At 66.3% G+C, this 26,553-nt stretch carries 25 protein-coding genes and 1 pseudogene (1 of these 26 only partly in view); 14 read left to right on the forward strand and 12 right to left on the reverse strand.

From position 1 onward, the window contains the following. The 3 genes and pseudogenes from KX816_04440 to KX816_04450 all read right to left on the reverse strand — a co-directional run. Nucleotides 1-271, reverse strand: the 5' end (the start) of a protein-coding gene (locus tag KX816_04440; protein ID QXQ08402.1) for a zinc ribbon domain-containing protein. Its footprint begins 581 nt before the window's first position; the window shows 271 of its 852 coding nt (coding positions 1-271); it begins with the start codon at nt 269-271; the stop codon falls past the left edge of the window. 366 nt (nt 272-637) lie between these two features. Continuing rightward, nucleotides 638-1,066, reverse strand: a pseudogene (locus KX816_04445) (recombinase family protein). Nucleotides 1,067-1,097: 31 nt separating this feature from the next. After that, a complete protein-coding gene (locus tag KX816_04450; protein ID QXQ07287.1) occupies nt 1,098-1,520 on the reverse strand; it encodes a recombinase family protein in 423 nt (140 codons plus the stop codon). Nucleotides 1,521-1,751: 231 nt separating this feature from the next. On the opposite strand from KX816_04450, the gene KX816_04455 reads away from it, so the two are divergent. The 4 genes from KX816_04455 to KX816_04470 all read left to right on the forward strand — a co-directional run bounded on the left by KX816_04455 (nt 1,752) and on the right by KX816_04470 (nt 6,311). Next, nucleotides 1,752-2,279, forward strand: coding sequence for a helix-turn-helix domain-containing protein (locus KX816_04455; protein ID QXQ07288.1), 528 nt, complete (start codon nt 1,752-1,754; stop codon nt 2,277-2,279). A gap of 255 nt (nt 2,280-2,534) precedes the next feature. Continuing rightward, a complete protein-coding gene (locus tag KX816_04460; protein QXQ07289.1) occupies nt 2,535-4,496 on the forward strand; it encodes a DNA/RNA non-specific endonuclease in 1,962 nt (653 codons plus the stop codon). 217 nt (nt 4,497-4,713) lie between these two features. Then, on the forward strand, nt 4,714-5,196 hold the full coding sequence (locus KX816_04465; protein ID QXQ07290.1) for a VRR-NUC domain-containing protein: 483 nt from the start codon (nt 4,714-4,716) through the stop codon (nt 5,194-5,196). Nucleotides 5,197-5,696: 500 nt separating this feature from the next. Then, the gene (locus KX816_04470) at nt 5,697-6,311 is read left to right on the forward strand and encodes a sensor histidine kinase (GenBank protein ID QXQ07291.1); all 615 of its coding nucleotides are present in this window, start codon (nt 5,697-5,699) and stop codon (nt 6,309-6,311) included. Between the two features lie 39 nt (nt 6,312-6,350). Here the strand turns inward: KX816_04470 and KX816_04475 are convergent, their stop codons facing one another. Then, nucleotides 6,351-6,635 (reverse strand): helix-turn-helix domain-containing protein, encoded by a 285-nt coding sequence (locus KX816_04475; GenBank protein QXQ07292.1) that lies wholly within the window; start codon nt 6,633-6,635, stop codon nt 6,351-6,353. Nucleotides 6,636-7,041: 406 nt separating this feature from the next. Continuing rightward, complete coding sequence (locus tag KX816_04480; protein ID QXQ07293.1) at nt 7,042-7,542, reverse strand: GNAT family N-acetyltransferase; 501 nt, start codon at nt 7,540-7,542, stop codon at nt 7,042-7,044. A 574-nt stretch (nt 7,543-8,116) separates the two neighbouring features. On the opposite strand from KX816_04480, the gene KX816_04485 reads away from it, so the two are divergent. From KX816_04485 to KX816_04495, 3 genes are read left to right on the forward strand one after another with little or no spacing between them, the layout of a single operon-like run. Beyond that, nucleotides 8,117-9,520: a hypothetical protein gene (locus tag KX816_04485; GenBank protein QXQ07294.1), complete on the forward strand. Its 1,404-nt coding sequence runs from the start codon at nt 8,117-8,119 to the stop codon at nt 9,518-9,520. After that, a complete protein-coding gene (locus tag KX816_04490; GenBank protein ID QXQ07295.1) occupies nt 9,517-12,306 on the forward strand; it encodes a hypothetical protein in 2,790 nt (929 codons plus the stop codon). Before KX816_04485 ends, KX816_04490 begins: the two co-directional genes overlap by 4 nt. Continuing rightward, nucleotides 12,303-13,187, forward strand: a complete 885-nt coding sequence (locus tag KX816_04495) for a hypothetical protein (protein QXQ07296.1) — start codon at nt 12,303-12,305, stop codon at nt 13,185-13,187. Before KX816_04490 ends, KX816_04495 begins: the two co-directional genes overlap by 4 nt. On the opposite strand, the gene KX816_04500 is transcribed toward KX816_04495, so the two are convergent. After that, a complete protein-coding gene (locus tag KX816_04500) occupies nt 13,117-13,902 on the reverse strand; it encodes a hypothetical protein (protein QXQ07297.1) in 786 nt (261 codons plus the stop codon). The two genes, KX816_04495 and KX816_04500, sit on opposite strands and share 71 nt — an antisense overlap. A gap of 17 nt (nt 13,903-13,919) precedes the next feature. Continuing rightward, entirely contained in the window at nt 13,920-14,219 is a 300-nt protein-coding gene (locus KX816_04505; protein QXQ07298.1) for a hypothetical protein, read from the reverse strand. Nucleotides 14,220-14,339: 120 nt separating this feature from the next. Between KX816_04505 and KX816_04510 the strand changes: the two genes are divergently transcribed. The 3 genes from KX816_04510 to KX816_04520 are packed head-to-tail and all read left to right on the forward strand — an operon-like array spanning nt 14,340 to nt 16,035. Beyond that, nucleotides 14,340-14,651, forward strand: a complete 312-nt coding sequence (locus KX816_04510) for an HU family DNA-binding protein (protein ID QXQ07299.1) — start codon at nt 14,340-14,342, stop codon at nt 14,649-14,651. A 10-nt stretch (nt 14,652-14,661) separates the two neighbouring features. Beyond that, the gene (locus tag KX816_04515; protein QXQ07300.1) at nt 14,662-15,345 is read left to right on the forward strand and encodes a hypothetical protein; all 684 of its coding nucleotides are present in this window, start codon (nt 14,662-14,664) and stop codon (nt 15,343-15,345) included. Between the two features lie 60 nt (nt 15,346-15,405). Next, nucleotides 15,406-16,035, forward strand: coding sequence for a hypothetical protein (locus KX816_04520; protein QXQ07301.1), 630 nt, complete (start codon nt 15,406-15,408; stop codon nt 16,033-16,035). A gap of 493 nt (nt 16,036-16,528) precedes the next feature. Here the strand turns inward: KX816_04520 and KX816_04525 are convergent, their stop codons facing one another. Beyond that, nucleotides 16,529-16,942, reverse strand: a complete 414-nt coding sequence (locus KX816_04525; GenBank protein QXQ07302.1) for a hypothetical protein — start codon at nt 16,940-16,942, stop codon at nt 16,529-16,531. A gap of 114 nt (nt 16,943-17,056) precedes the next feature. Here KX816_04525 and KX816_04530 point away from each other — a divergent pair, with 114 nt between their 5' ends. Then, entirely contained in the window at nt 17,057-18,658 is a 1,602-nt protein-coding gene (locus KX816_04530; protein ID QXQ07303.1) for a TM0106 family RecB-like putative nuclease, read from the forward strand. A 168-nt stretch (nt 18,659-18,826) separates the two neighbouring features. Beyond that, nucleotides 18,827-19,531: a hypothetical protein gene (locus tag KX816_04535; protein QXQ07304.1), complete on the forward strand. Its 705-nt coding sequence runs from the start codon at nt 18,827-18,829 to the stop codon at nt 19,529-19,531. A gap of 113 nt (nt 19,532-19,644) precedes the next feature. On the opposite strand, the gene KX816_04540 is transcribed toward KX816_04535, so the two are convergent. Together KX816_04540 and bioB are read right to left on the reverse strand one after the other, a co-directional pair. Next, nucleotides 19,645-20,775 (reverse strand): hypothetical protein, encoded by a 1,131-nt coding sequence (locus KX816_04540; protein ID QXQ07305.1) that lies wholly within the window; start codon nt 20,773-20,775, stop codon nt 19,645-19,647. A gap of 1,220 nt (nt 20,776-21,995) precedes the next feature. After that, nucleotides 21,996-22,970 carry a biotin synthase BioB gene (bioB, locus tag KX816_04545; GenBank protein QXQ08403.1) on the reverse strand — a complete coding sequence of 325 codons (975 nt, stop codon included), beginning with the start codon at nt 22,968-22,970 and terminating at the stop codon, nt 21,996-21,998. A gap of 128 nt (nt 22,971-23,098) precedes the next feature. Between bioB and KX816_04550 the strand changes: the two genes are divergently transcribed. Then, nucleotides 23,099-23,719 (forward strand): GntR family transcriptional regulator, encoded by a 621-nt coding sequence (locus KX816_04550; GenBank protein QXQ07306.1) that lies wholly within the window; start codon nt 23,099-23,101, stop codon nt 23,717-23,719. A 289-nt stretch (nt 23,720-24,008) separates the two neighbouring features. On the opposite strand, the gene ilvB is transcribed toward KX816_04550, so the two are convergent. Both ilvB and KX816_04560 read right to left on the reverse strand, forming a co-directional pair. Continuing rightward, nucleotides 24,009-25,703 carry a biosynthetic-type acetolactate synthase large subunit gene (ilvB, locus tag KX816_04555; GenBank protein ID QXQ08404.1) on the reverse strand — a complete coding sequence of 565 codons (1,695 nt, stop codon included), beginning with the start codon at nt 25,701-25,703 and terminating at the stop codon, nt 24,009-24,011. Nucleotides 25,704-25,735: 32 nt separating this feature from the next. Further along, nucleotides 25,736-25,978 (reverse strand): hypothetical protein, encoded by a 243-nt coding sequence (locus tag KX816_04560; GenBank protein QXQ07307.1) that lies wholly within the window; start codon nt 25,976-25,978, stop codon nt 25,736-25,738. A 103-nt stretch (nt 25,979-26,081) separates the two neighbouring features. On the opposite strand from KX816_04560, the gene KX816_04565 reads away from it, so the two are divergent. Further along, nucleotides 26,082-26,543, forward strand: coding sequence for an Lrp/AsnC family transcriptional regulator (locus KX816_04565; protein ID QXQ07308.1), 462 nt, complete (start codon nt 26,082-26,084; stop codon nt 26,541-26,543). The last annotated feature ends 10 nt before the right edge of the window (nt 26,544-26,553 follow it).

Genomic DNA, 26,553 nt, shown 5'->3' on the forward strand with positions numbered 1-26,553 from the left:
TGGCCTCCAGCGGTGCCTGTCTCACGGAGACGGTGTTGCTGCACGTGCCGCGCTCCTTCACCCCCGCGCACCGGTAGTAGTCCTTGCCGGATATCGTGTAGTTCGACCCGCACTCGCCGCATTTGATCAGGCCCGAGAGCAGGTGGCGCTTGCGGTTCCTAGCCTCCGGCGGCACCTCGGCGCCGGGCCGGGCTCGCCGCGCGAACTCCGCGTCGAGGCGCTCGGCGAGCGCGTCGTCGATGATACGAAGTTCCGGCACATCGACCGTCATCCAGTCGGCCGCGTCGCGCAGGCGGTAGCGGCGCTCGCGCCTGTCGGACTCCGGGTTCTTGCGCCATTCACGGCGTTTCCACACGAGCCTGCCCCGGTAAAGCGGGTTACTCAGGATGCCGACCTGCTTCGCGGGATCACCTCGGATCGTCGAAGCGTTCCACTTGCCGCCGCGGGGACCCGGTACGCCGCGCTTGTTCAGGTCCTTCGCGATCGCGATCGACGACCGGCCACTAGCGAATTGCTCGCAGATCCATCTAACGGTTTCGGCCTTGTTCTCATCGATCGAGAGCAGGCCGCGGATCGGCTCGCCGGCGGCATCGTGCTTCACGACCTTGTCGTAGCCGTAGGCGCGGCCACCGGGGGAGCGGCCTGCGGCGACCACAGCCTCGAGGCCCCTGATCGTCTTCTTCTGGAGATTGGCGAGGTATATCCCACCGAGCATGCCAGCCACGCCGAGCTTTATCTCATCGATCTCGCCCTCCGACGCCGTGTGCAGACGGACCCTGGAGTAGCGCAGCATTTTGCCCAGCCACTGGATGTCCTCCCCGTCCCGCGCCACACGGTCCATGGACTCCGAGACCACGATGTCGATGCGCCCGTTGCGGACGTCCCGCAACATCCGATTGAGTTCGGGCCGGTCGCGGCTGTATCCGGAGATCTCCGGATCGGCGTAGACGCCGACCACCTTGCCGCCGAGCCGGTCGATCAGCGGTGGCAGCGACGACGCCTGGTCGTCGCTCGACGAGGAGTTCTGCAGCGCCGTGGAATGGCGCGCGTAGATGGCGACCCGCATCTCTTCTACCCATTGCCCGAGGCCGGCGTGTCTATTCCGGCCATGAGCCCAGTTGCAAGCGCCCGGTCATGTCATGCTCGATCAGGGCGTACTCGCAGCCGTCGTGGGTCCAGTCTTGAAGGTCCACGATCTGGAAGCGCTTGGGACCGGGCATGTAGAAGGGAATGCGCGTCCGCCCGATGGAATCGATTAGCCTTGCCAGGACTTTCGGGTCCCGGTCGAGCCGGTCCAGCGAGTTGATCAGGACGGCGGATACCTTGTACCCGCGGATGTCGGCGACGAGCCGGCACAGGCCCGGACGATCCTCGACGGGCACACGCGCAGACGCGTCGTCATGGTAGGACAACACTCCGGTCGCACCGAGGGCGCCGGCGAGGGCGACAAGCTCGTTCACAGCCGACGCTGCGGCCACTCTGTCGGTCACGCTCGTCCGCGTGTAGATAGCCATCAGCATTTCCTCATTCCTTTTCTTTGATGGGAGGCGTCGGACGACCGGCGACGTGCTCGGCGGCGGCCTGACGCGCGAACAGGACGACCAGGCGCTCGAGTGCCCTTTCACGATCGGACGACGGCATGCCCGTTTGACGCGCGTTCGCGTGCGGTGCGGCCGAGCGGGTCAGGGGTCTTGCGGCGTGCACGAATGGGAAGTAGGACCGCCCCCGCTAATAGGGTGCAAGAAAGTCACATGCGCGGCGGCAGAAATTTCCTCTTTCCTCGCAGTGCCGTCCCTCCCGGCATCGGATCGCACGTCAGGCGCGAGCGCGTCGCCCGGAAGCTCAGCCAAGACGGCCTCGCGCGGCTCGCCGGTTTGCGGCGCGAGACGGTGTGCAGGATTGAAGCCGGGAGGCCACCGTCGTCGCACGCGCTTTTCGCGATCGAGTGGGCCCTCGGCCTAGATTCGCCTCATTTCGTCAAGGACTGGAAGGATCCGGCCTCGCCGGACGAGCCGTCATTGGGCCCCCGCGTTCGTGCCCGTCGGCGGAAGTTGGGCCTCAGCCTCCAGGATCTTGCCGCTGTCTCCGGCGTGGTTGCGTCGACGATCTCGCGGTTCGAACGCGAGCTGGTCAGCTGCGCCAAGATCGTGACCGAGGACACCGACGAGCACGGTCTCCACCGCGCCAGGATACTGAAGCCCGACCTTGCCAAGGCTCTTGGATGTTCCGTCGCCGAGCTGCAGGCCTACTGCGACGCGATCGATCCCGGCCCGAATTGAGGGCCGCAACCAATTATCATTCGCTTTCGGGCTGGCAGAGTCGATAACCCAGTCGATATGCCATACATCGCGAAGGCGAGATTGATCCTGCCGACAAGACAGTTCCGCCATCGTTGAACGAGCTAGAGTGCACATCGGCGGCGGCGCGCGCCGGTCCTCGCGCGAAACCTTCTTGAATTTTTAGTTCGGCGCTGGAATCCGGCGGACGGAAATGGCGACCGATGCTATCCTGTGAACGTCTTGCGGGGGCGGGTGATGAGCGACGATCAGACAGGGAACCCGAGCTTCGTGGCGACGCAGTCGGCCGAGCTCTCCGCGGAGGTCGAGAAGGCGGCCATCGCCGACGCGGGCTACGTTCCAGCCGCTGCGAGGGCCCGGCGTCGTGCCCGTGCCGAAGCGGACGACCGCATCGAGATCAGGAAGGACTTCCTCGAGAACGCGCGGAGCGATCCCAACGGCTTCGAGCGGGTCATCGGCGCAAGTGACCTGATGTCGATAAACTACCTCGACCGCGGACGACGCGTGGCAGCGGCCGTCTGCCGGATCAAGGTGCCGAGCCCGGGCGGCGCCTGGTACGGGACCGGCTTCCTCGTCGGTCCCAGGCTCCTGATGACCAATCACCACGTGATCTCGAACGCCGACGATGCGAGCCAGGCCGAGGCCGAGTTCGGCTACGAGCACGACGTCGACGGCGTCCTGCAGGCGCCGATCTCATTCAACCTGCGGCCGCACGAGATCTTCTTCACCAATGCGGAGCTCGACGTCACGTTCGTCGCGGTGACGCCTCTGTCCGATCAGGACGTGCCGCTCGAACGATACGGCAGGCTTCCGCTGATCCCGCTGTCCGGGAAGGCCATCGGTGGCGAGTGGGTGAGCATCATCCAGCATCCCGGAAGCGAACCGAAGCAGATCGCGATCCGCGCCAGCAAGGTCATCACGCTCGATCCGGAGGCGGCGACCGGCATCGACCTGACCAGGTTCATCCACTACTCGACCGACACCGAGCCCGGCTCCTCCGGAGCGCCCGTGCTCAACGACCAGTGGCAGGTCATCGCCCTTCATCACAAGGCCGTCCCGGCGCCGAGAAAGGGGGGTAGGGCACCCGCGAAGACGGTTTGGATCGCCAACGAGGGGGTGCGGATCAGCGCGATCTTCCGCCTGCTGGAGCAGCAGCGCTTCGAGTGCCCGCAGGCCGGTCTCGTACTGGACCGCCTCGACCAGTCGCTCGGATACGCGCCCCTGTCACCGGGCGCCACCGCTGGCGAGATCCTGCTCGAGGCCGACCGAACACCGCTGCCTACGGCCCGATGGACTGGGGTCATCGGTTACGAGGCCGACTTCCTCAGCGAACGGATCGACCTAGCGAAGATATACGCGCCCGCACTGGCGCGTGGAGAGGTCGCACCCCTGCGCGACGGAAGCGGCCATGAACTGACGTACCGTCACTTCACTTCGGTCATCCACGCCGGGAGGCACTTCCCCCTCATCACCGCAGTCAACATCGACGGCGAGAAGCTCGTCCATCCGGGCAAGCGCAAGGACACCTGGCGGCGGGATGCGCGCATCGACGACGTCCACCAGCCTAACGGCGACTTCTACGAGAAGGCGAAGGGCAAGGACGCGGTGCAGTTCAGCCGAGGACACCAGGTCCGGCTGTTCGATCCGTGCTGGAGCACCTCCACCAAGCCGGAAGCCGCCTTCGAGGAGGCCAAGCTCGGCGCCGAGGACACGTTCCACTACACCAATGCCGCGCCCCAGGTTCAGGGATACAACGACATCGACTGGGGAAACCTCGAGGACTATCTACTCGACAAGGCACAATCGAGCCGCAAGCTGCTGACGGTATTCACCGGCCCGATCTACCGCGACGACGACCCGCTCTACGGCAAGGATCGTCCGGGCGGGCCCTGGCGCATTCCCCTCTCGTTCTGGAAGATCGCCGTCCTCCAGAAGTCGAAGACCAAGGTGGCGGCGGCCGCGTTCATCGTCGGGCAGACCCAATACGTACAGGCGCTGTACGAGGCGAAGGTGTTCTCCGGCCTGAAGCCCTACTCCATCGACGAGATGCGCAAGCGACGCATCCAGACCACGATCGCCGCGATCGAACAGGAGACCGGGCTCGACTTCGCCGCCGTCAAGCCGTTCGACGCCCAGGGGACCCTCGAGGCTACGCGGCAGACGCATTGGATCTCCGACATCGGGGACGTGGTGATCTGACGAGCTCCTTGCTTCGGCCTCGCCGGTGAGATCGCGTATCAGCATCTCGCTTTGCGATCAGTGCGACGCACTTGGCATCCCCCTCCACCCCATCCGGCTCCCGCGGACCGGGCAGAGCTGGCACGTAGCGGCTCGTGACCATGGTCGGCCGGAGCCCGCCGCGGCGGCGCTGCTGCGAGCCGAGGGATGGGCCTGCGCCTCGTGCGAAGGCGGCCCCATGCTGCTCCTCATGAAGGCGGCCTGCCTACGCCGGTTGACGGAGCTGAACACGCTAGGCCCCCGGGACAGTCTGACCCGCTTCCTCGAGGCGCAGTTCGTCATCAACGGCGCGAAAATGGACAGCATCGTCGACGCGATCGGCAACGCCGGCACGGCGGAGGTCCGGTCCAACTTCGAGGCGATCTACGCCGCCGGCGTGGCCGCATACTACCCCGGGGTCGGGCTGGACCTGATAGAGGGTCTGCATGCCGCCCTCGGCGGGGCCCGGCTCGCCGGCATCGCGGCGCGCTTCGCCGTCGACGCCTACCGCTACCGTGCGGGTTGGCCCGACATCACCGCGGTTCGCGACGGCCAGATGCTGTTCCGGGAGGTGAAGACGACCGACAGGCTCCTCGCATCGCAGATCGCGACGATCAGCGACGTCCTGTTGCCCGAGGGCCTGACCGTCGACGTCGTGCAGCTCAGTCCGATCGTTGCGTGATACGCCAAGCCGGCGCCTGCCGGCTCTCGCGGCTTGCGTCGCAACGCCGGCGGGAGCGAAATCCTTGCCCATCGCGTAGCGTGTCGGCCGGACCGACCGCGGCTGCGGAGATCCACGCAACCTTCTTGAACACGGTCGGCGATGGTCGAAGGCGCGGCCGTGCAACGCCGCTCTGTGTCTCGAGATCAAGGCGGAGGTTCGGACGGAGAGGAAATCCGACGGACTTCGCAGACAATCCAGATGATGAGAATGGACACATGAATGACAACCAAGCTCGCACCGGGGACCAACCGAAGCTGAACTCCCCGGCGGAACGAGGAGGCGGCCTTGCTCATGAGCAAACAATGGTACTTGTAGGTACCATGCAATGCTGTTATGTTCTTCTTGCCGGATGCACCGGCGAAGGACCAGACATCATGCCTCAGTCAGTTCAACGCACTCCCGACCACCTGTCTCGCGGGATCGATCCATCCCTCACCGCATCGTCTCTGGAGCGGCTCATGCTTGCGGAACAAGCCCACCGCACCGCCAACGATCTGAGCGTGGTCATGGCCGCTCTCCATCTCGCGAAGACCCGTCCCCGCGAGGGTGCCGACCGCCTAGAGACTGCGATGAACCAGGTCATGGCGCTGGCGGCGGCGCAGCGTCTCCTCATCCCGCCGATGGCCTCCTGCCGGCGTGACGTCGGCGACCTCGTCGAGCGCGTCTGTCGTCAGATCTCCCTCGCCCGACTGGCGCCCAACGGCATCGACCTGCACGTCGCGGCCGACGCGTGCATCATGGACGCCACCACCGCGTGGGCCGTCGCCGCCATCATCGCGGAACTTCTCAACAACGCCGCTCGCCACGCCTTCAAGGACCGGACCGGGACCGTGCGGGTGGAGCTCCGGTACCGGAACGACTTCTTGATCGCCCGCGTCGTCGACGACGGGGTCGGCTCGGGCAGGCGCCCCGACATGCGCCAAGTCAGGGCAGGTTCCGGCGCAGGTGTCGGATCGAGCATCGTCCACGCTCTGGCACGAAGCGTCGACGCAACCTTCGAACGTTCCGCTTCGCCCGACGGCACCACCGCCGAGTTCTGGCTGCACGTCGAGAGGTCATCACTATGCGCGTGACAAGACGGGGAAGGCGCACACCGCACGCCGTCGAGCCGATCAGGCGCCGACGTCTTCTGGGCGAGAGTCGGCTTCGGCCGACCCGGGCTCCGCGCCCGTGCCGTCGAGCGTGATACCTTCGAAAAAGGTGGCGGGCGTCACGTTGAGAGCGCGCGCCAGCCTGCCGATGGTCAGCAGCGAGGCATTCTGCATGCCGTTTTCGACCCGGCCAACGTACAGGCGGTTGATGCCCGATGCCGCTCCGAGTTCGGCCTGGATCATACCCGCCCGATCCCGCGCCTCACGGACCTTCGCCCCGACGGCCTTGTAGAAGGCGTTCTCCATACGCCTCCTTAGCGCATAGCTAGCTTCGGCCATACATCCGCGACCGCGTTCGAGATCGAGGCGCACGGTGCTGGTCGTCTCGGCACGGGTGACGCCGTGTCGATCTTCGAATCCTCGGCAGACCTTCGCTCGGCGACATGCTCGTTTGCAACGTATCAGATGCGGAGCGCCGCATAGGAAGCCGATAGCGGCGCCGATGACGTTGATGTCTAGCTCCGACGACAGTCGAGGGCACGCGGATCTCGACACGGCCTGCAGAATGAATAACCGATGCGGGACGGCTCCTTCGACCCAAAGCGCAGGCAACGGCCGCCGGAGGGCGCCGATGCCGGCAGCTTCCCTTCTCCACCTGATCTGCTTCTCGCGGACTGTCGCAACTGATGACCGCCGCCGCTTGCGGCGATCGCTAGCCGGTGTTGCTGTGTTTCAATGCAAGCCGAACCTTGCATGAGCCCCCAGCCTCCGAAGATCGACCGATGACGCGGAAACCGCAGCCCGACAGCATGCGCAGGGATGCTTCGTTGACGGACTCCGCCCACGCGTAGGTCGGGAACCTAGGTGTCGCGCCAATGAGCGCGGCGAGGGCTTCAGCGCCGTAGCCCCGGCGGCGATAGCGCGCCGCGATGCCGAAAGTCAGTTCCCTGCCAGGCGCGTCTTCCGACCGCGATGTTCCGATCCATCCGATCAGGTCGCCGCCTGCACGAAGCGTGATCGCCCTCGCGCCGAAGCCGGTTTCGCGAACTCTTCGGCCGTCACGCGCTATCCAGGCCGCGACCTCGGCTCGCGATGAGGTAAGTCCGCCTCCGACGAACTCGACGACCTCCGGGTCCTCCATGATCCGCGTCATGGCGTCCACGTCGCGCTTCGCCAGGCGCCGGAGGATCAGGCGCCCGGTCTCGATGTCCAAGTTGCAGGGCAACGCTCGCTTCAACGGAGCCTCGCGCATCGATTGGTGGGTATAAAGACGCCGCTTTCGTAGCGGTCGCGGCACGGGGAGCAATGGCTTCCGGTCTGCTGCATGGAGATACACCGATGCTGGGGGCCGTAGGGGCCGACGAAGCACACGGACGTCGGATGCTCGATGATCTCGAACCAACACGCTACAAAGACAACCGAGCACCGCACGAAGACTATATAGGCCGTATGAGGTATAATATAAATAACGGTCGACGAGGGGCTGGCAGCCAGTGTGTAATTACACCAGCACAGATGTTGTAAGCGAGAAAGCGACGGACAGTCGCCTTTTGCCGGGCTCGACAAATTCGGCAATGTCGACGAGTGCGCACTTCGATATTATTCCTGGACTATCAGCTTGGGTGCAGCGTGCGCTGGTGTAGATATCCTTGCACTGCTCGATCCTGCGCGTCGCGATCCAACTCTTCCGTCGCCGTCCGAATCCAGCGATCGGCCTAACCGGCAGTAGGCACGGCTGCCACTCGATAGCGATTGATTGCGGCGTCCGCGTGAACTATATCATGTCGATGCCGAACATCTACCGCCCGGCCCCTAGGATGAACGGTCGGCGTCGCCATACGCTGCACCGCGTGACTGGCGACGCAGGGCCACGATACGTCGTGCTCGATCCACATGGCGGCATTGCGCCCCTCGCGGCTGCGCTCATCACCAAGATGCGGGAGGGGCGACTGGCTGTCGCGACCGTGCCGGTGTACGCCCGGGGAGCCCTAGTCTTCCTCGACGACGTCTCGCACAACGCGATGTCGACGGCGCCAGGGGCCTACACGCCTTGGTCACCGCCTTGCGACGTGATCGAACTCTTCAAGGACTGCATCCGCCGGCTCGGTGGGAAGCTCGAGGAGTCGACCGTCGAGCCAGGCGTCTACCACGTCACCGTCGAGGAAGAGGACGACCACGACGGCGTGGTCGCGGCCATCTGCGGCGTGTTCCACTACTACGACGCGGCGGTGAAGGCGGGCGTGTACGAGTGGGCCAATCCGTTCGAGATCCCGCTCGAGCACCGTGTCCATCGTAGCATTCCCGGAGTGGCCGGTCGCTTCACGGTATTGCCCCGCTTCCGCTTCAGGATGCCTCGCGCGGAGGGGTCCCCGCTCAGGACTGATCCCAGCGACCGCGTACACGACGTCGTCCCGGCGCTGATCGCCGCTGGAGCCCCCATCGCGGTCGTCATGATGATCAAGTTGATGATCGAAGGCCTCGCCCGGATCGCCGAGCAGATCAGGCTTAACCTATGGGACTGGTGGAACGCATCGCAGTTCGGGTCGCTCATCGAGACCACGAACAAAGGTGGGCGGGGTAGGCGCACCAAGCAGCAGGCGATCACTTCGGCGCTCGTCGCGGAACTCCTGCACTACGCTAACAACGAAAGGGTGCTGCTCGACCGGAACGGCTGGTCGTTAGACCGGTGGCGGCAATTCCTGACGGATCCGACCAGGAGCATGAAGGAGCGACGGATGGCGGCCAAGAAGGCGCCGCTGTTCCCAGCCAGGCACAAGGGCTTCTACTCGAGGTCGGGCGTCATCGACAACTGGTACAGGTCAGCGATGCGTGTGGCCGGCCTGCCGAGCCGCACCCATTATCTCCGCCACAGCGGAGTCAACGACTTCCTCGCCTACATCGAAGCCCGGGACGACCTGACCCCAGAAGAGAAGAGGGCAGCCAAGCTCGAGTTCGCGAAGTCGTTGGGGTGGGCTTGGCCGGAGGCGATGCTCGAGAGGTACAGCCTGCCAGCGCGCAAGGCCGCGCAGCTCGTCACAGCTACGGAATGGCTCGCGCACCGGCACAGACAGCAGGAGCTGATCATGGCTGGCTTGGGGCGCCCGCCTCGCGCCGCGAGCCTGAAGTCAACCTCTTGTGATGGCCAGCTCTCCCGGCTCGTCAAGTACGCCATCGATAGGATAGCCGCATGATTCACAAGCAACCGCTGGACCGATACGTGAATACACTCGTCTCTCTTCACGGAATGGGGCACGGACGCATTCGCAGACTGCTGTGCTGCGGCCTGCTCCCCGCCATCGGGGAGCCCTCGACGTCCGCTCACAAGGCGCCCTCCGAAACTTCGACCGGGGCATTGCAGCGTATGCTCGATGACGGTCCGGCGTTCACGAGCCGCGAGCAGTTCCGGGACTTCCGCGGGAAGCTCGCGGCGGGCGAAAGCCTGAGCGGCGTGATCCTCTCCAAGCGCCGCATAAGGGAAGCGGCGGCGGTTCTGCTCGAAGAGGGCGAGCCCCTGGTCGTCGAAACCGTATTCCAGCTAGCAGGTGGAAATCGCCCCCAGATCGGCGCAGCGCTTCGGTTGCTGGCCCTAGAGTGGCCGGGCGGCCTGGAGCGAGCCGTGATGAACGCCGCCGATCTCGAGCCGCAGCATCTCGCAGCCATGGCGCGGTCCGGTCTCGTGCCAGAGTTGTCATGGGACGGGAAGAAGCGCGGGCTCATCGACGCGGCGGTGCTCGCTTCCGATCTGCGAAAGCGCTTCTACAGGTGGAAGCCTGAGCGCTTCGAGTTCCAGCAGGTGATCGACCTTGGTGTCATGCGGAATGGGCTGCGGCTGGGATGGGCGGATGACAATCCCGCCGGCGTGCTCGACCCACTCATCGACATGATGATCCGCCACCAGCACAATCCGACCGTGCACAAGGTGCAAACACTTGCAAGCGGTGGAGCCGCGCAGATCGAAGCGCATCTGCGCGCCCGCGCCCGCTCGACAGGCGACGTCTCTCTTCCGCACCGGTTATCGCGGGGAAAATGGAGAGAAGAGGATCTACGCCAAGCCTTGCCCCCGCAGATGTCGGACCTGTTCAACACCGCTCTCGACCCGGTCCGCGGCTCTCCGCACGATAAACTCTCCCTACCGAAAACGGGCCGCATAATTGAAAATCCCCACGCGCAATTGCAGATCATCGGCGCCGTCGTCGCCCTGCACCGCCCAAGGGCAAGCGCGCTCCTGCGCAGTTCGGACAAGGCCGAGCAGGCCGCGAGCAATTTGGCCAGGGGCCTCGCCGGGATCGACGTCACGAACCCGGCCCTGCTCGCAATTGGCTTCGACGCCATCCGCCTCCTGCTCCGCGGTCCGATGGACCCCCGCGAAGTCCGTCAGACATTGCGGCACATCGACCACTGGCGGTTCATAATCGAGGTGTACGACGACTACCTTGCCACGCCGGGTCTTCCGACCGCGACGCGTGCCTTCCTCATTCGATTCCGACCCGTCTGGCCTTCCGGCGGTCAGGCGCTCTTCAGGCAAGTCAAGGACGAGCTCAACGCGTTCGCTCGGAGCAGCAAGGCGGCCCTCGACGAGAAGCTGCAACCCTTTCTGAAGGACGTTCCTGGATTCGTCCAAGGCGTTCTAGGCGTACAGGTGCAGCTCGAAGGGCTTCGCGGGCACGTGCGCACCCAAGTGGCGAAGGAGGAGAAGAAAGGAACGGAGGCGGTCTGGCCGCTCCACGAGACCTTCATCAGCTCGACACCAGTCGGCGGGGGAGGGATGGCCACCGACGAGTACGACTACAGGGTTCACCGCTGGATCGACGTCATGGGCCGGATCGATGCCATCACCGACACCTTCGCGAGGCCGAGCGTCTTGTATGCCCTCGACCCATTCGGCGGCCATCCAGGCGCCGAACAGCTGTTCGAGAACCGGTTCGTCGTGGAACTGCTCGGGTGCCGTCGCGATGGTGTCGATGTCGACTACCAGATCGACGTCCTCAGACTACACCGGGACTACGGCTTCTGGGAGTCGCGTGATCTTCCCGACGGCGAGGCCTACGCGCTCCGTTCGGCACGCCTGGCTGAGTTCGGTCTCACTCCGGAGATCGCAGCGCAGACCGGCGGGGGCATCGCTAACTTCGGACGGGGCAAGTTCATCCGCGCCAGAAAGGCCCGGCTTCTGCTGGGCCACTTTCTGTTCCCGATCGAGGAAGCCTATCATTCGTCGCTTATCGGAGCTCTCCAGATTGCCGCACGTGCCGTCGAGGCGTTGCGCATCGGCGATCTAGTGCAATGGAACATCGGAGAAGGTCTTGAGACGGTCCTGGACGAGACGGGCAGACCATTCACGGTTCTCAGCTCCGTTCCGAAGAACCACGTGGAACCACGGAAGTCGCCGTTGACCTCGGAGTGCGAAGACCTGGCCGACAAGCTGCTCGCACTCGCCAGCGAGCGCTTCTTCCAGGGCGGTCCCATCCCGGTATTGAAGCGGGCGAACCACAACGGCAAAGGACCCGAGAGGGAGCGGATGCTGTTCTGCACCCGCGAGGCCGGCATGGCCGGAAGCGTCATCAACAACAACAGTCGTCTGCTGATGGGCGGCAACGGCGGCTTCCAGAGCCACTGGTGCAAGTACCTGTGGTCGAAACTCCGACGCTCAGAAGGCAAATCGCTCGACGAGCGTCGACAGGGACATGGCCACAAGACCGAGCGGATGGCGGCCTACTACGACGTGCTCACCCCCGACGAGAATTACAGGATCCTGCAAGTGCTCCACGAGCAGGCCGAGACCCGTGCCGCGCATAGGCGCGGAGAGCGGGACAGCCCGCTGCCCGACCCTCCGCTTTCGGACCTGCGCCTCGAGGCCGGGCGGCTTGCAAACGACATCGTCTTCCTCGCGGCGCGCGATGCGACACCGCAGCTCAAGGCGGCACGCGAGAGGCTTTCGCTCATCGAAGCCAAGATTCGGCGGGCGGAGAGGGCGGCGTGAGCGGCCCGATCCTCCATGCCGTCGAACTCGGGTTACAGCCTTCTGTCGACGACTCACGCCTGGTGCGGCTGGGCAAGCGCGCCGCGCTGCTACTCATCTCCCGCGACGAGCCGATCAGCAGGGCCACGCTCTGCGCCGCGTCCAAGGAGGTAGAGAGCGAGCCCGGACGCCGGAAGCCGGGGTTCAGCGAGGCGAGCCTTCGTACCAATGCGGGCCTGCGAAGGGTGTATAGGCTAGCCCGGAGCATGCCGGCCAGGTCCGTGGTGAGGCGGCGCGGAAAGGTGGCAGCGCATATACTCCGGATGACCAAGGCCGAAATCGCCATCTCGCTGGTCGTCGGGCGGATGGCAGCCCTGGAGCGGGAGGAGGAGCACCGTCTCGCGATGGAGCGCCTCGGCATCCAATCCGCCGCTCCGGCGGTCGAGCGCGCCCGCATCGAGCGTGACGCCCTTGCGGTCAACGTGGCGCTCGACGGCGTCCGGCACCGACCCGCAGCCGCCGACCTCAGGATCGCCGTTTCGCGTGCCAATGCCGACGCCGTTGGAAGGGCGACGGCCTGGGCGGAACGCCAGGGCATCCGACCGACCTCACAGTGGCTGGCGGCTCGTTGCGGCCTCCACCCGGGGACCGTGGAGCGCATGGCGATGGCGGCATCCGCGAAAGAGGCAATCGCGAAGACGTTCGGCTTCGAGGTGCCACTGCCCCCATCACTGATGCGCTACCGGAAATGGGACCTCGGCCGTGCGCTACACGTCGAGCGGACCTACATCCGCGCTCTTCACGACGCGACCATGACGATCGCCGCCGTCGTCATCGAGCGCGAGCAGCAGGAACGCCGGGCCGCCGTCCGGGCCGCGCAGGTCCGGGATGCGGTCCTGTGAGCCGCCCGCGCGCAACGGAGACCAAGTGGTGACCGGCGAGGGACTGCACGTTGGGGTCGACGCCGGCCACGCCCTCGAGGACGTCGGCGATCCCGGTCCACGCGGTCGCTGCGAACCCGTCGTCGCCGGTCTCGAACGACCGGTGGTAGGCGTAGGCGAGGAACGTGCCTACGACGTCGAGCCGGTTGTGCTCGGCAACGGCGTCGTGCCTTCCCCGCGAATGCAGGGTGAGCACCGGTCGGGCGGAGAGCCCGTTGCGGACCGCGAATCCCAGACCCGCACAGGCGTCCGCCAGCCGCCAGGCCGCGCGCCGATCGCCGCATGCGAAGCGCTCCATCACGTCGACGTGCGACCCGGCCGCTCCCCCGCACCAGCCCGCGAGGGCGCGTACACCGAACATCCAGTTCGAACAGGCGCGCTGGCGGAGAAGCCGGAGATCGTGACCGCCGTTCCACGTCACCAGGCGGGAAGACCCCTCCGCCGGATCGGGGAGCAGCAGGTCGACGCACCCGAGGATAGAAGTCTCGTCCAGCTCCGGATGAGCGAACGTCCTCAGATCCACATCGGCGAAACCGTTCGGATGCTCATCGCAGACGAGCACGGTGGCGCTGACAATGCGGTGCAGCGCCGGCCTCGCGTGGCCGCCGGCGGAGTGCCGGGGCGCCTGGGACAGCGCGTCGCCATCGGGAACGCTCTCGACGTCGAGGACGGCCACGCGAGCCGAGGTCCGGATCACGTCCCGTGCCTCGCCGCGGCAGCAGCGCGCATTGCGCGGAGTTCGGTGGCGCCGCGCGACATGAAGGCGAGCGGCGTCTCCATGCCGTCCTCGTCGTCGCGCAGCCACTCGAGCAGGACGTCCTCGGGAAACACCAAGTCGAGCTCGCGCGCGACGTCGATGACCAGCCGCAGCCTGGTCTCGGCGTCGGCGTCCGGCACGTCCAGAAGGAAATCGGCCCCTTCACCGTACGCTTCCAAGCCGAGAAGCGCGGCGGTTTGCGCCGGCGCGAGGCGCCAGTGGGCGGCGATCTCCACGAACCGCGTACAAGCCGATCGCAGCTCACACGCGCCAGCTTCCTCCATAACCCTCATCACCGACCCTCTAATAATGGTACTTATAAGTACCTAATGCGCCTAGGCTTCAGGAGTTCCCAAGTGACCCACAGTGAATTGGCCAGACGCGTCGCAAGGCGCGAAAGCGTGTCGATACGGGACGCCCGCCGCATCCTCGATGCGGCCGCGCTCGAGATTGCGATCGCGCTGGCGGCCGGCGAACCCGCGACCATCGCCGGCGTGGGGACCTTCGCACGGCGGGCGGATGCCAGCGGCCGAACCCGCTTCAGATCGTCCACCACCACCCGCGCGGCCGCCCCTCCCGGACTTTCGGCCGCCATACCCACGCCCACGATCGTGGGGGTAGACGACGTCACGCCCGGAAGCAGTTGCGGAGCACAACCCCGGTGCTAATCAGAAGCTGATGGCGTTCCGCGATCCAGACGAACCGTTCTCGCTCGACTTCGCCGATCTCGAGCTGCTCATGGCCCTGTTGCGCTCACCCCACGGGAAGCCGGCGGCGATGCGACCGCGGTTGCGCGAATTTCAGAAGCGGTTCTTCCCGAAGGTCGCCAACACCGGCCGCGGCCGACGAGCAACCTACACCTTACGCGAGGCGCTGCACGTCGCGGTCGCCTTCGAACTCGTCGACATGGACCTCAGCTCTCCCCGCTGCATCAACGTCGTCGAGCAGAACAGACGCCGGCTCGATCCGCTTTTCGTCGCCGCGTGGGCGACCGTCCGCGGACTGGAGGAGGGCAGGCTCGACGAGGAGGCCTTATCCCGGCGGAGGGCGCGGTTGACATTCCACGTCGCGTTGTCGGCGACGACTCACGGCGGCGGCGTCTATTCCGCATTCGGCGGACCGCCCGAGGACCCTTGGCCAGCGGACTGGCCGGGACGCCGCTCGCGCATATCAATAGACATGGTGGCGCTGGTGGCCGACGTTCTCGCGGCGCTCGAAGGCGAGAGCTTCCGCTTCCTGCGGCGGGAGGTCGACGGCGAGTTCCTCGCGCTCGGCCACGAAATGTTCGGGCCAAAGCCGGTCGAGGAGTGGCAGCCGGGCCGGATCGATCCATACGACGACAGGTACGTTCTCCAGAGCTGAATTTCCGGAAGTCGATGATGGGGAAAAAGGTCCCGGTCGCGGCGCTCCCCGGAGATCAACATGGAACTGAACATCGTGATCCGCACGGCGGACCCCGCCGGCGCGGCGGCCACCCTGCGCGCCCTCGGCTTGGAGATCTCGCCACCGAACAGGCCCAACCCGACGCGATGGCACGGCAAGGCCCGCGTGTCGGTTCTCGTCGAGGCGTGCGGACCGGGCGAGCAGCCCTCGGCCGTACTCGGTGTCGAGGATCCGCATCGCCTGCGCGCAGCGATGACGGGCCAGGCCACGACCGCTGACGCCGATGGCCCGGTCGTGATCGACATCGGCGGCCTCCCGGTGTCCGTGGTCGCCGACGCCGGGTTGGTCTCCCGCCCGGGCGGCGACGCCAGCATTCTCCTCCATGCGGAGGTGATCCTCCGCGACGCGGCAGGCGAGCTGGCCGAAGCATTCAGTCGGCTCGACGTCCGGAATGCCCGTGTGGTCGGACCGCAGCTCCTGCTCGGGCGTTTCGAACGCCTCTTCACGATGGTCGTCGACGGTTCCGACCAAGGATCGCTGGAGGTGATCAACGCGATCCTCGCTGTCCACTCGGACGACACAATGCGCATCGAGGCACGTGCGGCAGAAGAGTTCGACGGTCTCACCCTGGCTCGCATCGACAAGTTCGCATGGGACGTCCGCGTGTAACGCGGTGCAGGCGTGCGGAAGCTGGAACGGTGCCGTCCCGTCGGAAAGATCGGCAGGAGCGCCCTGCGGGCAGTTGCGGCCCGGCTCGTCATGAGGCGCCTTCGTTCCCATGCTCGCTCCGCGCCTAACGGACGCGGGGTTCGTTAGGAGCGCGAGGAATATCGGCTCCACTCGGCACACCGATGCGTATCGGCCGACAGATCCCTTGGTGCAGCCGTAACTCGACGAGCCAAACATTGACGATCTCGTTGAGAGGAGAGCCGGCCGGGATCGTCTTTCGACGTGCGGCCAGAATCCGGGCGAACCGGTCGGGGCCGACTCGACGTCCAGAACGCCGCAGCGGCGGCCGTGCTTGCCCGGAAGCGCACGATCCTCGTCGATCAATTCATCTGCCCCGGCGTCATAGCGCCGTTCGCGGGTCATGATCGGCGCAGGGGTCGGATGACCGGCGGCTGCTCCGGCAAGACGGCGGCACGGCTTGCCATGACCACTCTCAGCAGAGCCAGCCGCGCGGAAACCTCCTCAGGCGCTCGGCGGACAGCTGCCTGGCGATCGCCCGGACGCCGTCGTCCTGGTCTATCATGATCCGCAGCGGTGTGGTCGGCACGGGGCACGACCCCTCCGTCCACAGACCGGGGTTCGGCGAGCGGACCCACTCGCGCACCGCGTCCTCGTCGGCGAGCAGAGCACGCGCGTCGTCGGCGATCGAGACGATCCATCGCATCCGCGCCTCGGACTCGAACGCGGCCGACCTGTCCGACGCGTTCGCCCCACGGGGCGCTCGCGTGAGCATGTCGCGCTCCTCGTCGAGGATGCCGAGTACGTCGAGCGCCCAATCGAAGGCCTTGAGCATCGCGGCGTGCTCGGCTTCCGATGCGTCGTCGACGAGTGTGAGGTGAATTGCCATGCCAATTAGATGGGACCACAAAAGGTACTTACAAGTACCATAACCAGACACCATCTAGTCTACTCGCCGGTCGATTCCACGATGGACTGCCGACCTTGCGAGGAGGAGAATGCCTTGGAGATGGTGACCGCGACCCAGCTCTACGACCACGTGACGTGCCCGCGGCGGGTCGATCTCGACGCCCACGCCGACGGGCTCCGGAAGGCCGACGTCAGCCCGTTCGTGCGCATGCTATGGCAGCGCGGTGCCAGTCACGAGTCTGATGTCGTCAGGACGCTGCCGGAGGGCACGGTGCTCCTGGCGGGCCTGCCGGGACCGGAGCGGGAGCACCGCACCGCGGAGGCGATGGCCGGCGGTGCCGAGCTGATCCACGGCGGCCGCATCTCTGCGGACGACCTCCTCGGCGACCCCGATCTGCTCGTGCGTCGGGACGGCCGCTACCTGCCGGTCGACATCAAGTCGGGACGTGCCGAGGAGAACGGTGACGATGACGGCGAGCCGGGCCGGCCGAAACCGCACTACGCGGTTCAGGTCGCGCTCTACGTCGACGTCCTGGAAAGGCAGGGTTTGTCCGCGGGCAGGCATCCGGAAATCTGGGACGTGCGTGGCGACCGCATCGCCTACGATCTCGAGGCACCCCGCGGTCCGCGGACCCCGACGAGCCTTTGGGACCTCTACACCTTGAGCCGTGATGCGGTCCGAGCCATCCTGGCCTCACCGCATTCGACCCGCGGTGCGCTGTCCGCCGCCTGCGGATTCTGCCATTGGCGCGAGGTCTGCAGTGCCGAGCTCGAGGCCGCGGGCGACCTAACATTGGTGCCGGCGCTCGGCCGCGCCGCGCGTGACATCCTCTCGTCGAGCATCCCGACGCTCGACGCCTTGGCGACGATGGACCCGGAGGTCTACATCCGGGGCAGGAAGACCGTCTTCGCCGGGGTCGGTCCGGATCGTCTGCGCCTGTACAGGGACCGGGCGCGCCTGCTTACGACGCCCGGCGCAACGCCGTATCTGCGCCATGCGGTCGTCCTGCCCGAGACCAGGCTCGAAATAATGTTCGACATCGAAGCGGACCCGATGCGCGACCTCGTCTACCTGCACGGCTTCATCGAGCGGACTGGCCGGGATCCGGCCACGGAGGTCTTCACCCCGTTCTATGCCGGCACACCGACGCCGGAAGGCGAACGGGAAGCCTTCGCCGGCGCCATCGCCTATCTCGCCGAAAGGCCAAGCGCGACGGTGTTCTACTATTCAAGGTACGAGAGGACGATGTACCGAAAGCTGCAGCGCCGTTTTCCGGACGTATGCTCCGAGGACACGATCGCGGCCATCTTCACGCCGCCGCGCTCGGTCGACCTCTACTGCGACGTGGTCGCCAAGGCCACGGAATGGCCCACCCGCAGCCATTCGATCAAAACCATCGCGAAACATCTCGGGTTCGCCTGGCGCGACACCGACCCGTCGGGTGCGGCCTCGATCGAATGGTACGACCGCTGGGTAAAGGGCAACGACCCGGACGTCCGCCAGCGCATCCTCGACTACAACGAGGACGACTGCCGGGCGACCGGCGTCGTGCTGGACGGCGTCAGGGCTTTAAAGCCGTTTCCCCCCCGCGTCAACGGAGGTGATCAGGGAGCCGCTTCCGGGATGAGCGGGACGGTCCGCATCGATCTTGAAGCGTTCGGGAGCGTCCGATCGACTTACGGTCGGCGCAGGTGAATACGTCGATCGGCGGTTCCAACGCCGGCACCCGGCTGGAGCGACGGTGCCAAGCGATCGGATCGCCTGGCCGTCGACGGCGCGTGCAGCTTGATGGTCATTGAATAAAGGTTGGCGAATGCCGGGCTGGACGGAAAATCCTGAAGGCGTTCCAGTTTCGAAAGGTGAATGATGACGAACCGAATAAGTCTGACCACGCCGTCCGCGATCCGGCAGCGCATCGCGACGCTCCGCAGGGACTACGGAGTCCAGGACTGGCTTACCGTCGTGAGCGGCGTCACCGCGGACGCATACAGGGCCGCCGGCTTCCGCGGCGAGGAGTTCGGCGAACTGCTACGGGACCAGATGGAGCAGCGCGGCATGCTGTCGATCCACTTGCGTCGGAAGGCCATCATGCGCCTCCGCCCGGGGTTCGACGGTCACTCCGGGCGCCTCTTCGACGAAGACGGACTGGTCGACCTGAACCTCTACTTCGACGACGGGAGCTACCGCGAGAGCCCCGAGCCGGCGATCCGCACGAACGGAACGCTGCCGTCGTGGCTGCAGGTCGCCGGCGGGCTTGGTCGGTCGGCTGAAACCGTCCTCGCCGGGAAGCTGCCTCGCTGCTTGCGGCGGGTCCGCATGATCGACGCGTCAACCGAGACGATGATCTGGGGCGTCGTGAACACCGTGCGCATGGACCGCTCGTACGAATCTCTGGCGTCGATGCCGATCGACGTGGCACGTGATCTGGGCGTCGCCGAGCAACGTCACCTCGCTCATCTCCCGTGGCTCGGCGTCGAGAGCGCGCCGCCTCCGGCGACTGAAGTCAGGCCCGACCCGCAGCCCGCGACGAGGCCGCGCGCCCGTCCACGCCTGCGTCTGGTCGACTGAACCCGCACGCGTCGGCGACCGTGTACACGGATCGCATTCACCACCGACGCGGGAAGGCAGCCGCCGCCGAGATTCCAGCCTGCCAAATCGCCAAGGACGTGATCCTCACGGGATCAGGAGCGTGGCCTGTCGAGCGGCAAGCCATCCGCGTCTCTGCAATCCGACAGCAGCATCTCGTGGTGCGCGGCGCCAGGTGGCAACATCGGATAGCAGTTCTCCGCACCGGCGGTCACGATCTCCACGAGCACCGGACCGGGGGTCGCGAGCGCGTGGGCGAGCGAAGCGGTGAGCTCTGCGGGGTCGTCGATGCGGAAGCCGCTCCAGCCGTAGGCGGCGGCGAGGGCGACGAAGTCGGGGAGCGCCTCGGCGCGGCTGTGGCTCAGACGACGGTCGTGAATCAGGTCCTGCCACTGCCTGACCATCCCCATCGCGCCGTTGTTGAGGATGATCAGCTTGACCGGCAGGCGGTGCTGGACGGCGGTCGCCAGCTCCTGGATGTTCATCTGCACCGACGCTTCACCGGAGACGCAGACGACCAGCCGGTCCGGATACGCGATCTGGGCGCCGAGGGCGGCCGGGAGGCCGTATCCCATAGTGCCCAGCCCACCGGAGGTCAGCCCGCGGCCGGGCTCATCGAAGCTCATGTACTGCGCGGCCCACATCTGGTGCTGGCCGACATCGGTGCTGACCACCACGTCGTGGTCCCGGAGAAGCGCCGACAGTTGCGACAGCGCGTGCTGCGGCAGCACCCGGTCGGGGTTGGGCCGGAACGCCAGGCAGCGTTGGGATCGCCAGCCCGCGATGTCCTGCCACCAGCTGGTCAGGTCCGGCGCCGCCGCCTCGCCCCAGGCGCGCAGCACCGCCTCGAGCACGTCGGCGGCGTCACCCACGACACCCAGGTCGACCGGGACGAGCTTGCCGATCTCGCTCGGATCGACGTCCACATGGATCTTGCGGCTTCCCGGGGAGAAGCCATCGAGACGCCCGGTGACGCGGTCGTCGAAGCGCGCACCCAGGCAGACGAGCAGGTCGCAGCCGTGCGGGAGAAAAGGTTGGCCGCTTCCGAGAGACGTCAGGTTCCAACGCGCCGGTCGAGGAATTCCAGCATCGTGTCGCCGATCTGCGGACCATGGGTCTCCAGCGCGAAATGTCCGGTAGGGAAGAACCTGATCTCCGCGTCCGGGATGTCGCGTCGAAACGCTTCGGCGCCCGGGGGCAGGAAGTAGATGTCCTTGCTGCCCCACACCGCGAGCAGCGGCGGCTTGTGGGTCCGGAAGTAGGACTGCCACGCATCGTATAGCGCCACGTTGGTGCGGTAGTCGTAGATCAGGTCGAGCTGGATCTCGTCGGTGCCCGGTCGATTGAAGTAGGCGATGTCGAGAGTGTAGCCGTCCGGCGAGACGAGCGCTTCATCCGCCCCGGTCACGTACTGCGTGCGGATCGCTTCCGGTGTCAGCGCCGCCCGGACCGCGTTGCGGTTCTCCGCCGAAGGTTTCGCCCAGTACATCTGGTACGGACCCCAGGCCCTGCTCAGGCCCTCGGCATAGGCGTTGCCATTCTGGCTGATGATGGCGGTGACGCGCTCGGGATGCGCAGCCGCGAGCCGGAAGCCGGTGGGTGCGCCGTAATCGAAGACGTAGATAGCATAGCGCTCCAGCCCGAGCGCCTCGGTGAAGCCCTCGATCGTCCGAGTGAGGTTCTCGAAGGTGTAGTCGTACTCGCCTCGGGGCGGTGCCTTGGTCAGCCCGAAACCCGGGAGATCGGGGGCGATCACGCGGTACCTGCCCGCGAGCGGCGGGATCAGATTGCGGAACATGTGGCTGGTGGTCGGATAGCCATGCAGCAGCAATACGACGGGAGCGTCCGCCGGGCCTGCCTCCCGGTAGAAGACGTCCACCGGCCCGACCTTCTGGGTCTTGTACTTCACGGTCGACGCATGTCGTTCCGTTTCATCGAAGGCCCTGGTTCGGATCTTGGAGCGCAGAGGGAGAGCGGCGGCTTGAGCGGGGCGGGCGATCACGGCCGCCAAACCGATCGAGAGTATGCCGAGGGACGCGCGGCGTGAGAGGGAGGATTGGGGAGCGGCTCTCATGTTCATTTCTGTCTTTCTCTCGAGTGCAACGCACGCACCGCGGCTACCGGCTTCCTGTTCTCGATGTTCAGCGGGGGCGCCCGCCGTATGCAGCACTTTCATCGAGCTGATGCTTCCCATCGCCACCACATGGCAGGGCGGAACACCGGCTATCCTCGCCCTCGGCGACGACATCTCCGTCCCACACGGCTTCGACCATGCGAACCTCCGCATACCATCGGCTCTGCCGTGGCCGGCTTCAGCGTTGCGTCCGGCGATCGGGTACCCGGCCGGAGCGCATGGCTTCGGAATATGACCTGACTCTGTCAGTTCGCTTCGGTGCATCTCAAGGTTACACCTGGAGGCACCAACAGGAGCGGTCGCGGCGTCCGATCAGGTAGCGGGGAGGCAATCAACAATGTGCGGCGTCCTCGCTTGGTGGAGACCCAGCCGATCCAGCAGCACCTGATCGCTTCGGCCATCGGGGTTGGGAGTAGTCAGCAGTACTTCGCCATTGAAAATCGAGTTGACGCCGGCCGCGAAGCACAAGGCCTGGAGCTCGTCCGACATGTACTGCCGTCCCGCTGCGATCCGGACCACGCTGCGGGGCATCAGGATCCGCGCCACGGCGACGAGCCGCGCGAAACTTATGCCGTCGGGCCGTTCAGCGCGGTCCGAGATCGGAGCCCCCTCCACGTAGTTCCACAGGTTGAGCGGCACGCTTTCCGGGTGCTGCGGGAGGTTCGCCAGCAGGCGCAGCATCTCCAGTCGGTCGTCGACGGATTCGCCAAGGCCGATGATACCGCCACAGCATACCTTCACGCCTGAGGCTCGCACGTTCTCCAAGGTCCGCAGCCTGTCGGCCATGCTGCGCGTCGTGGCGACATTCGGATAGTATCGGGGCGACGTGTCGATGTTGTGGTTGTAATAGTCGAGGCCTGCATCGGCGAGGCGCTTCGCTTGACCTTCGTCGAGCATCCCCAGCGTTACGCATGTTTCCATCCCGAGCCGTCTCACCCCCTCGATCATCGGAATGACGCGGTCCAAGTCGCGCTCTTTCGGTGAGCGCCATGCCGCGCCTAGGCAGAAGCGGGTGGCGCCGGCCGCCTTTGCCTTCTCCGCCGCTGCGATCACCGCCTCGACCTCCATGAGCTTGGTCGCCTTGACGCCGGTCGCCAGGGACGCGCTCTGCGAGCAGTACCCGCAATCCTCCGGACAGCCGCCGGTCTTGATGCTGAGCAGTGTCGCGATTTCGATCGAGGTCGGATCGAATGATGTCCGATGGATGCGCTGCGCCTCGAACAGCAGATCGGGAAACGGCTGCTCGTAAAGCACGGTAACCTCGTCGGAGCGCCAATCATGCCGCATCGCAGGCGGACGGGTCGAAACGTCGTCATGGATCATTATCGATAATTCCGGGCAAATTGAGCTGACGATCCGGGCTGTTTAGGGCACGCTGAGCCCTGCGCAGCAAATTTCTCTGGCGATTATCGATAATGGTTGTCCCTACGGTTGCGGAACGCATCGCGAGCGAACTCTCGGCGAGGATCGTCTCCGGTGCGTTGTCACCCGGGACGCGTTTGCGCCAGGAGGTGTTCGTCCGTGAGTTCGGAGCCAGCCATGCCGCTATCCGCGAGGCGTTCCTCAGGTTGGAGGTGCGACGCCTGGTCGTCAGTGAGCACCGCCGGGGCTGCATGGTCCTGACCCTGGAGCCGGAGGGCGAGCGCGAAGTGGTGACGATGCGCGCCGCGTTGGAGGTCCTGTCGATCCGTCAGCTCGGTCGTCGCCCCGGCGCGAAGGCGTTGCTGAAGATCGAGGAGGCACTGGACGCAGGGGATCGGGCATGTGACCTGACCGAGTGGGAGAGTGCCAATCGCGACTTCCACAACGGTCTCGCCGAGGCCTCCGGGCTGACACGGCTCGCTGCGTCGATTGCCGAACTCAACATCGTCTCTTCGCGATACGCACTCTCACACGACCGCTCGACGCAATGGCGACCGCGGTCCAATCAAGACCACCGCCGGATCTTCGACGCCCTCTGCAGCGGCCTTCTGGACCAGGCGGCAAGCCTACTCGACAATCACATCCGAGCCGCGGACCGGCGTGGCCGCACCTGAAGCTGAACGCCGATTACTGGAACCCCGCGCGGAACGGCACCGTACAGATCGCAACCCTCTCCGATGACCCGATCGCGACGAAAGGTCGTGCATCAAGTCGCCGATCTCACCCAGCCGAACGTCACATGTGGACGCCGGCCGGATGTCGCCGACCGTTCGCGCAGTCGCCAGCGCCAGCTGCCCTTCGCAGGGTGCGTAGGTCTTAGACCAGGGTGCCATCGACGGCGTCGCCGACCCGCCGCGGTGCCCGCCGATCGGCCCGTCCGCCATTGCAGCGAAGGTCCGGGCGCTACGCAGCCGACTCTCCGTCCGCGTCGCGTAGCAGCATCTCGTTATGGGCCGCACCGGGCGGCAGCATCGGGTAGCAGTTCTCATCGCCGGCGGTGACGATCTCGACGAGCACCGGGCCGGGGGTGTCGAGCGCCTCGGCCAGTGTCGCCGCGAGCGCGTCCGGGTCGGCGATACGCAGTCCCTTCCAGCCATAGGCGGCAGCCAGCGCGACGAAGTCGGGGAGCGCCTCGGCCCGGCTGTGGCTGAGCCGCCGGTCGTAGATCAGGTCCTGCCACTGCCGCACCATGCCCATCGCACCATTGTTGAGGATGACCAGCTTGACCGGCAGCCCGTGCTGCACCGCGGTCGCCAGTTCCTGGATATTCATCTGGACCGACGCTTCGCCCGACACGCAGACGACGAGGCGATCCGGATGCGCGATCTGCGCACCGAGTGCCGCGGGCAGGCCGTAGCCCATGGTGCCGAGACCACCCGAGGTGAGCCAGCGGCCCGGCGCCTCGAAGCCGAGATACTGCGCCGCCCACATCTGATGCTGGCCGACGTCGGTCGCGACCACCACATCATGTTCGCGGAGCAGTGCCGACAGTTGCGACAGCGCGTGCTGCGGTAGCACCCGGTCGGGGGCGGGCCGGAACGCCAGGCAGCGCTGGGCCCGCCAGCCCCCGATGTCCTGCCACCAGCTTGTCAGGTCTGGCGCCGCCGCCTCGCCCCAGGCGCGCACCACCGCCTCGAGCACGTCGGCGGCGTCGCCCACGACACCCAGGTCGACCGGGACCAGCTTGCCGATCTCGCTCGGGTCGACGTCGACATGGATTTTGCGGCTGCCCGGCGAGAAGCCGTCGAGTCGCCCGGTGACGCGGTCGTCGAAGCGCGCACCCAGGCAGACGAGCAGGTCGCAACCGTGCATGGCGAGGTTCGCCTCCATCGTGCCGTGCATGCCCGGCATGCCGAGCCACTGCGGGTCGCTCGCCGGAAACGCGCCGAGTCCGAGCAGCGTAGTCGTCACCGGTGCACTGGTCAGCGCCGCCAGCCGGGCCAGCGCGTCCGAGGCAGCCGCGCCGGCGTTGACGATGCCACCGCCGGCATAAAGCAGCGGCCGCCGCGCGGCGCGCAGCATCGCGACTATCTGCCGTGCCGCGTCGGCATGAGCGTTGACCGGCGGGGCAGGAGGCGGGGCGGCGGCGTGCTGCTCGGCCAGCGTCGCCTGCAGGTCCTTGGTCAGTTCGACGAATACCGGGCCCGGCCGGCCGCTGCGGGCCTGGTGCAGCGCTTCCGCGATGGTGGCGGCGACATCCTCGGCGGCGTGGACGCTGCGGCTCCACTTGGTCGCGGGGCGCGTCAGGGCCATGGCGTTCGCCTCCTGGAAGGCGCCGGTGCCGGTCTTCTCGCGCGCCACCTGACCGGCGATGACGAGCACCGGCACCGAGTCCATCAGCGCGTCGACGAGACCCGTGATCGTGTTGGTCAGGCCCGGCCCGCTGGTGACGAGCACGACCCCGACCCGCCCCGTGGAGCGTGCATAGCCCTCCGCCATGTGCACGGCAGCCTGTTCGTGACGAACGAGCACGTGGCGGATGTCGCTGCGGTCGACCAAGGCATCATACAGCGGAAGTACGGCACCGCCGGGATAGCCGAAGATCGTGTCAACACCGCCCGCGACGAGTGCGTCGAGGCACGCCTCGGCACCGGTCATTCGCGGTGCCGGCGCCAGCGCCCGGAGCGCGCTCATGGTGCCGGCGTCTCGACGACCCGCCGCACCCCATCGACCCGCGCCAGCTTGGCGACGATGATCTGCCGGCGCGCCTCGGGCAACTCGCCGATGTCGAGGTGGAGTTGCACGCCCGCCGTCACACGCCGGCACGAGTAGCTGTTCGGCAGCCAGTCGATGGCCGTGAACAGGTCGAGGATGCGCGCCTGCACGCCAATCTCGGGCGCGGCTTCGATCTCGATCAGGCGGGGCTTCGGCACGGGCGATCTCCTGCGCCTTGTCTAGGCGCATACCCGAGGAATTATCTGCTTTTCTCGCAGCTTCACGGGGAGAATGGGCATAATATATGCTACGATAACCGTTATGAGTAAAATCGATGCCTTCGACCGCAAGCTGCTGGCCGAGCTCCAGAGCGATTGCTCGCGCTCGACGGCCGAGGTCGCGGAGGCCGTCGGCCTGTCGCAGTCGCCGGCGTGGCGCCGCATCCAGCGGCTGCGCGAGGAGGGCTACATCCGGCGCGAGGTCGCGGTGCTCGACCGTCGCAAGCTCGGCCTCGACACCCAGGTGTTCGCGCAGGTGAAGCTCGACACCCACGGGCGCCAGCACCTCGACGAGTTCGCCGCCGCCATCCTCGGCTTTCCCGAGGTGCTCGAATGCCATGTGCTGATGGGGCCCGTCGACTTCCTACTCCGCATCGTCACGACTGACATCGAAGCCTACGAACGGTTCTTCTTCGAGAAGCTGAGCCGTGTGCCCGGCGTTCAGGAGGTCAATTCGACGGTCGCGCTGTCCGAGATCAAGGCGACGACCGCGCTGCCGCTCTGAGCCCGCCTGC

Source organism: Sphingosinicellaceae bacterium (genome assembly GCA_019285715.1).
In the GTDB taxonomy this organism is placed as follows: Bacteria; Pseudomonadota; Alphaproteobacteria; order Sphingomonadales; family Sphingomonadaceae; genus Glacieibacterium.

Coding starts and splice junctions, on each gene's coding strand:
- KX816_04465 (QXQ07290.1), top strand. CDS start 4,714: ATGCTGCTCCTCATGAAGGCGGCCTGCCTACGCCGGTTGACGGAGCTG.
- KX816_04525 (QXQ07302.1), bottom strand. CDS start 16,942: ATGGCAATTCACCTCACACTCGTCGACGACGCATCGGAAGCCGAGCAC.
- KX816_04485 (QXQ07294.1), top strand. CDS start 8,117: ATGCCGAACATCTACCGCCCGGCCCCTAGGATGAACGGTCGGCGTCGC.
- KX816_04565 (QXQ07308.1), top strand. CDS start 26,082: ATGAGTAAAATCGATGCCTTCGACCGCAAGCTGCTGGCCGAGCTCCAG.
- KX816_04535 (QXQ07304.1), top strand. CDS start 18,827: ATGATGACGAACCGAATAAGTCTGACCACGCCGTCCGCGATCCGGCAG.
- KX816_04455 (QXQ07288.1), top strand. CDS start 1,752: ATGCGCGGCGGCAGAAATTTCCTCTTTCCTCGCAGTGCCGTCCCTCCC.
- KX816_04470 (QXQ07291.1), top strand. CDS start 5,697: ATGCTTGCGGAACAAGCCCACCGCACCGCCAACGATCTGAGCGTGGTC.
- KX816_04550 (QXQ07306.1), top strand. CDS start 23,099: ATGGTTGTCCCTACGGTTGCGGAACGCATCGCGAGCGAACTCTCGGCG.
- KX816_04475 (QXQ07292.1), bottom strand. CDS start 6,635: ATGGAGAACGCCTTCTACAAGGCCGTCGGGGCGAAGGTCCGTGAGGCG.
- KX816_04490 (QXQ07295.1), top strand. CDS start 9,517: ATGATTCACAAGCAACCGCTGGACCGATACGTGAATACACTCGTCTCT.
- KX816_04515 (QXQ07300.1), top strand. CDS start 14,662: ATGGCGTTCCGCGATCCAGACGAACCGTTCTCGCTCGACTTCGCCGAT.
- KX816_04520 (QXQ07301.1), top strand. CDS start 15,406: ATGGAACTGAACATCGTGATCCGCACGGCGGACCCCGCCGGCGCGGCG.
- KX816_04460 (QXQ07289.1), top strand. CDS start 2,535: ATGAGCGACGATCAGACAGGGAACCCGAGCTTCGTGGCGACGCAGTCG.
- ilvB (QXQ08404.1), bottom strand. CDS start 25,703: ATGACCGGTGCCGAGGCGTGCCTCGACGCACTCGTCGCGGGCGGTGTT.
- KX816_04450 (QXQ07287.1), bottom strand. CDS start 1,520: ATGCTGATGGCTATCTACACGCGGACGAGCGTGACCGACAGAGTGGCC.
- bioB (QXQ08403.1), bottom strand. CDS start 22,970: ATGCGGCATGATTGGCGCTCCGACGAGGTTACCGTGCTTTACGAGCAG.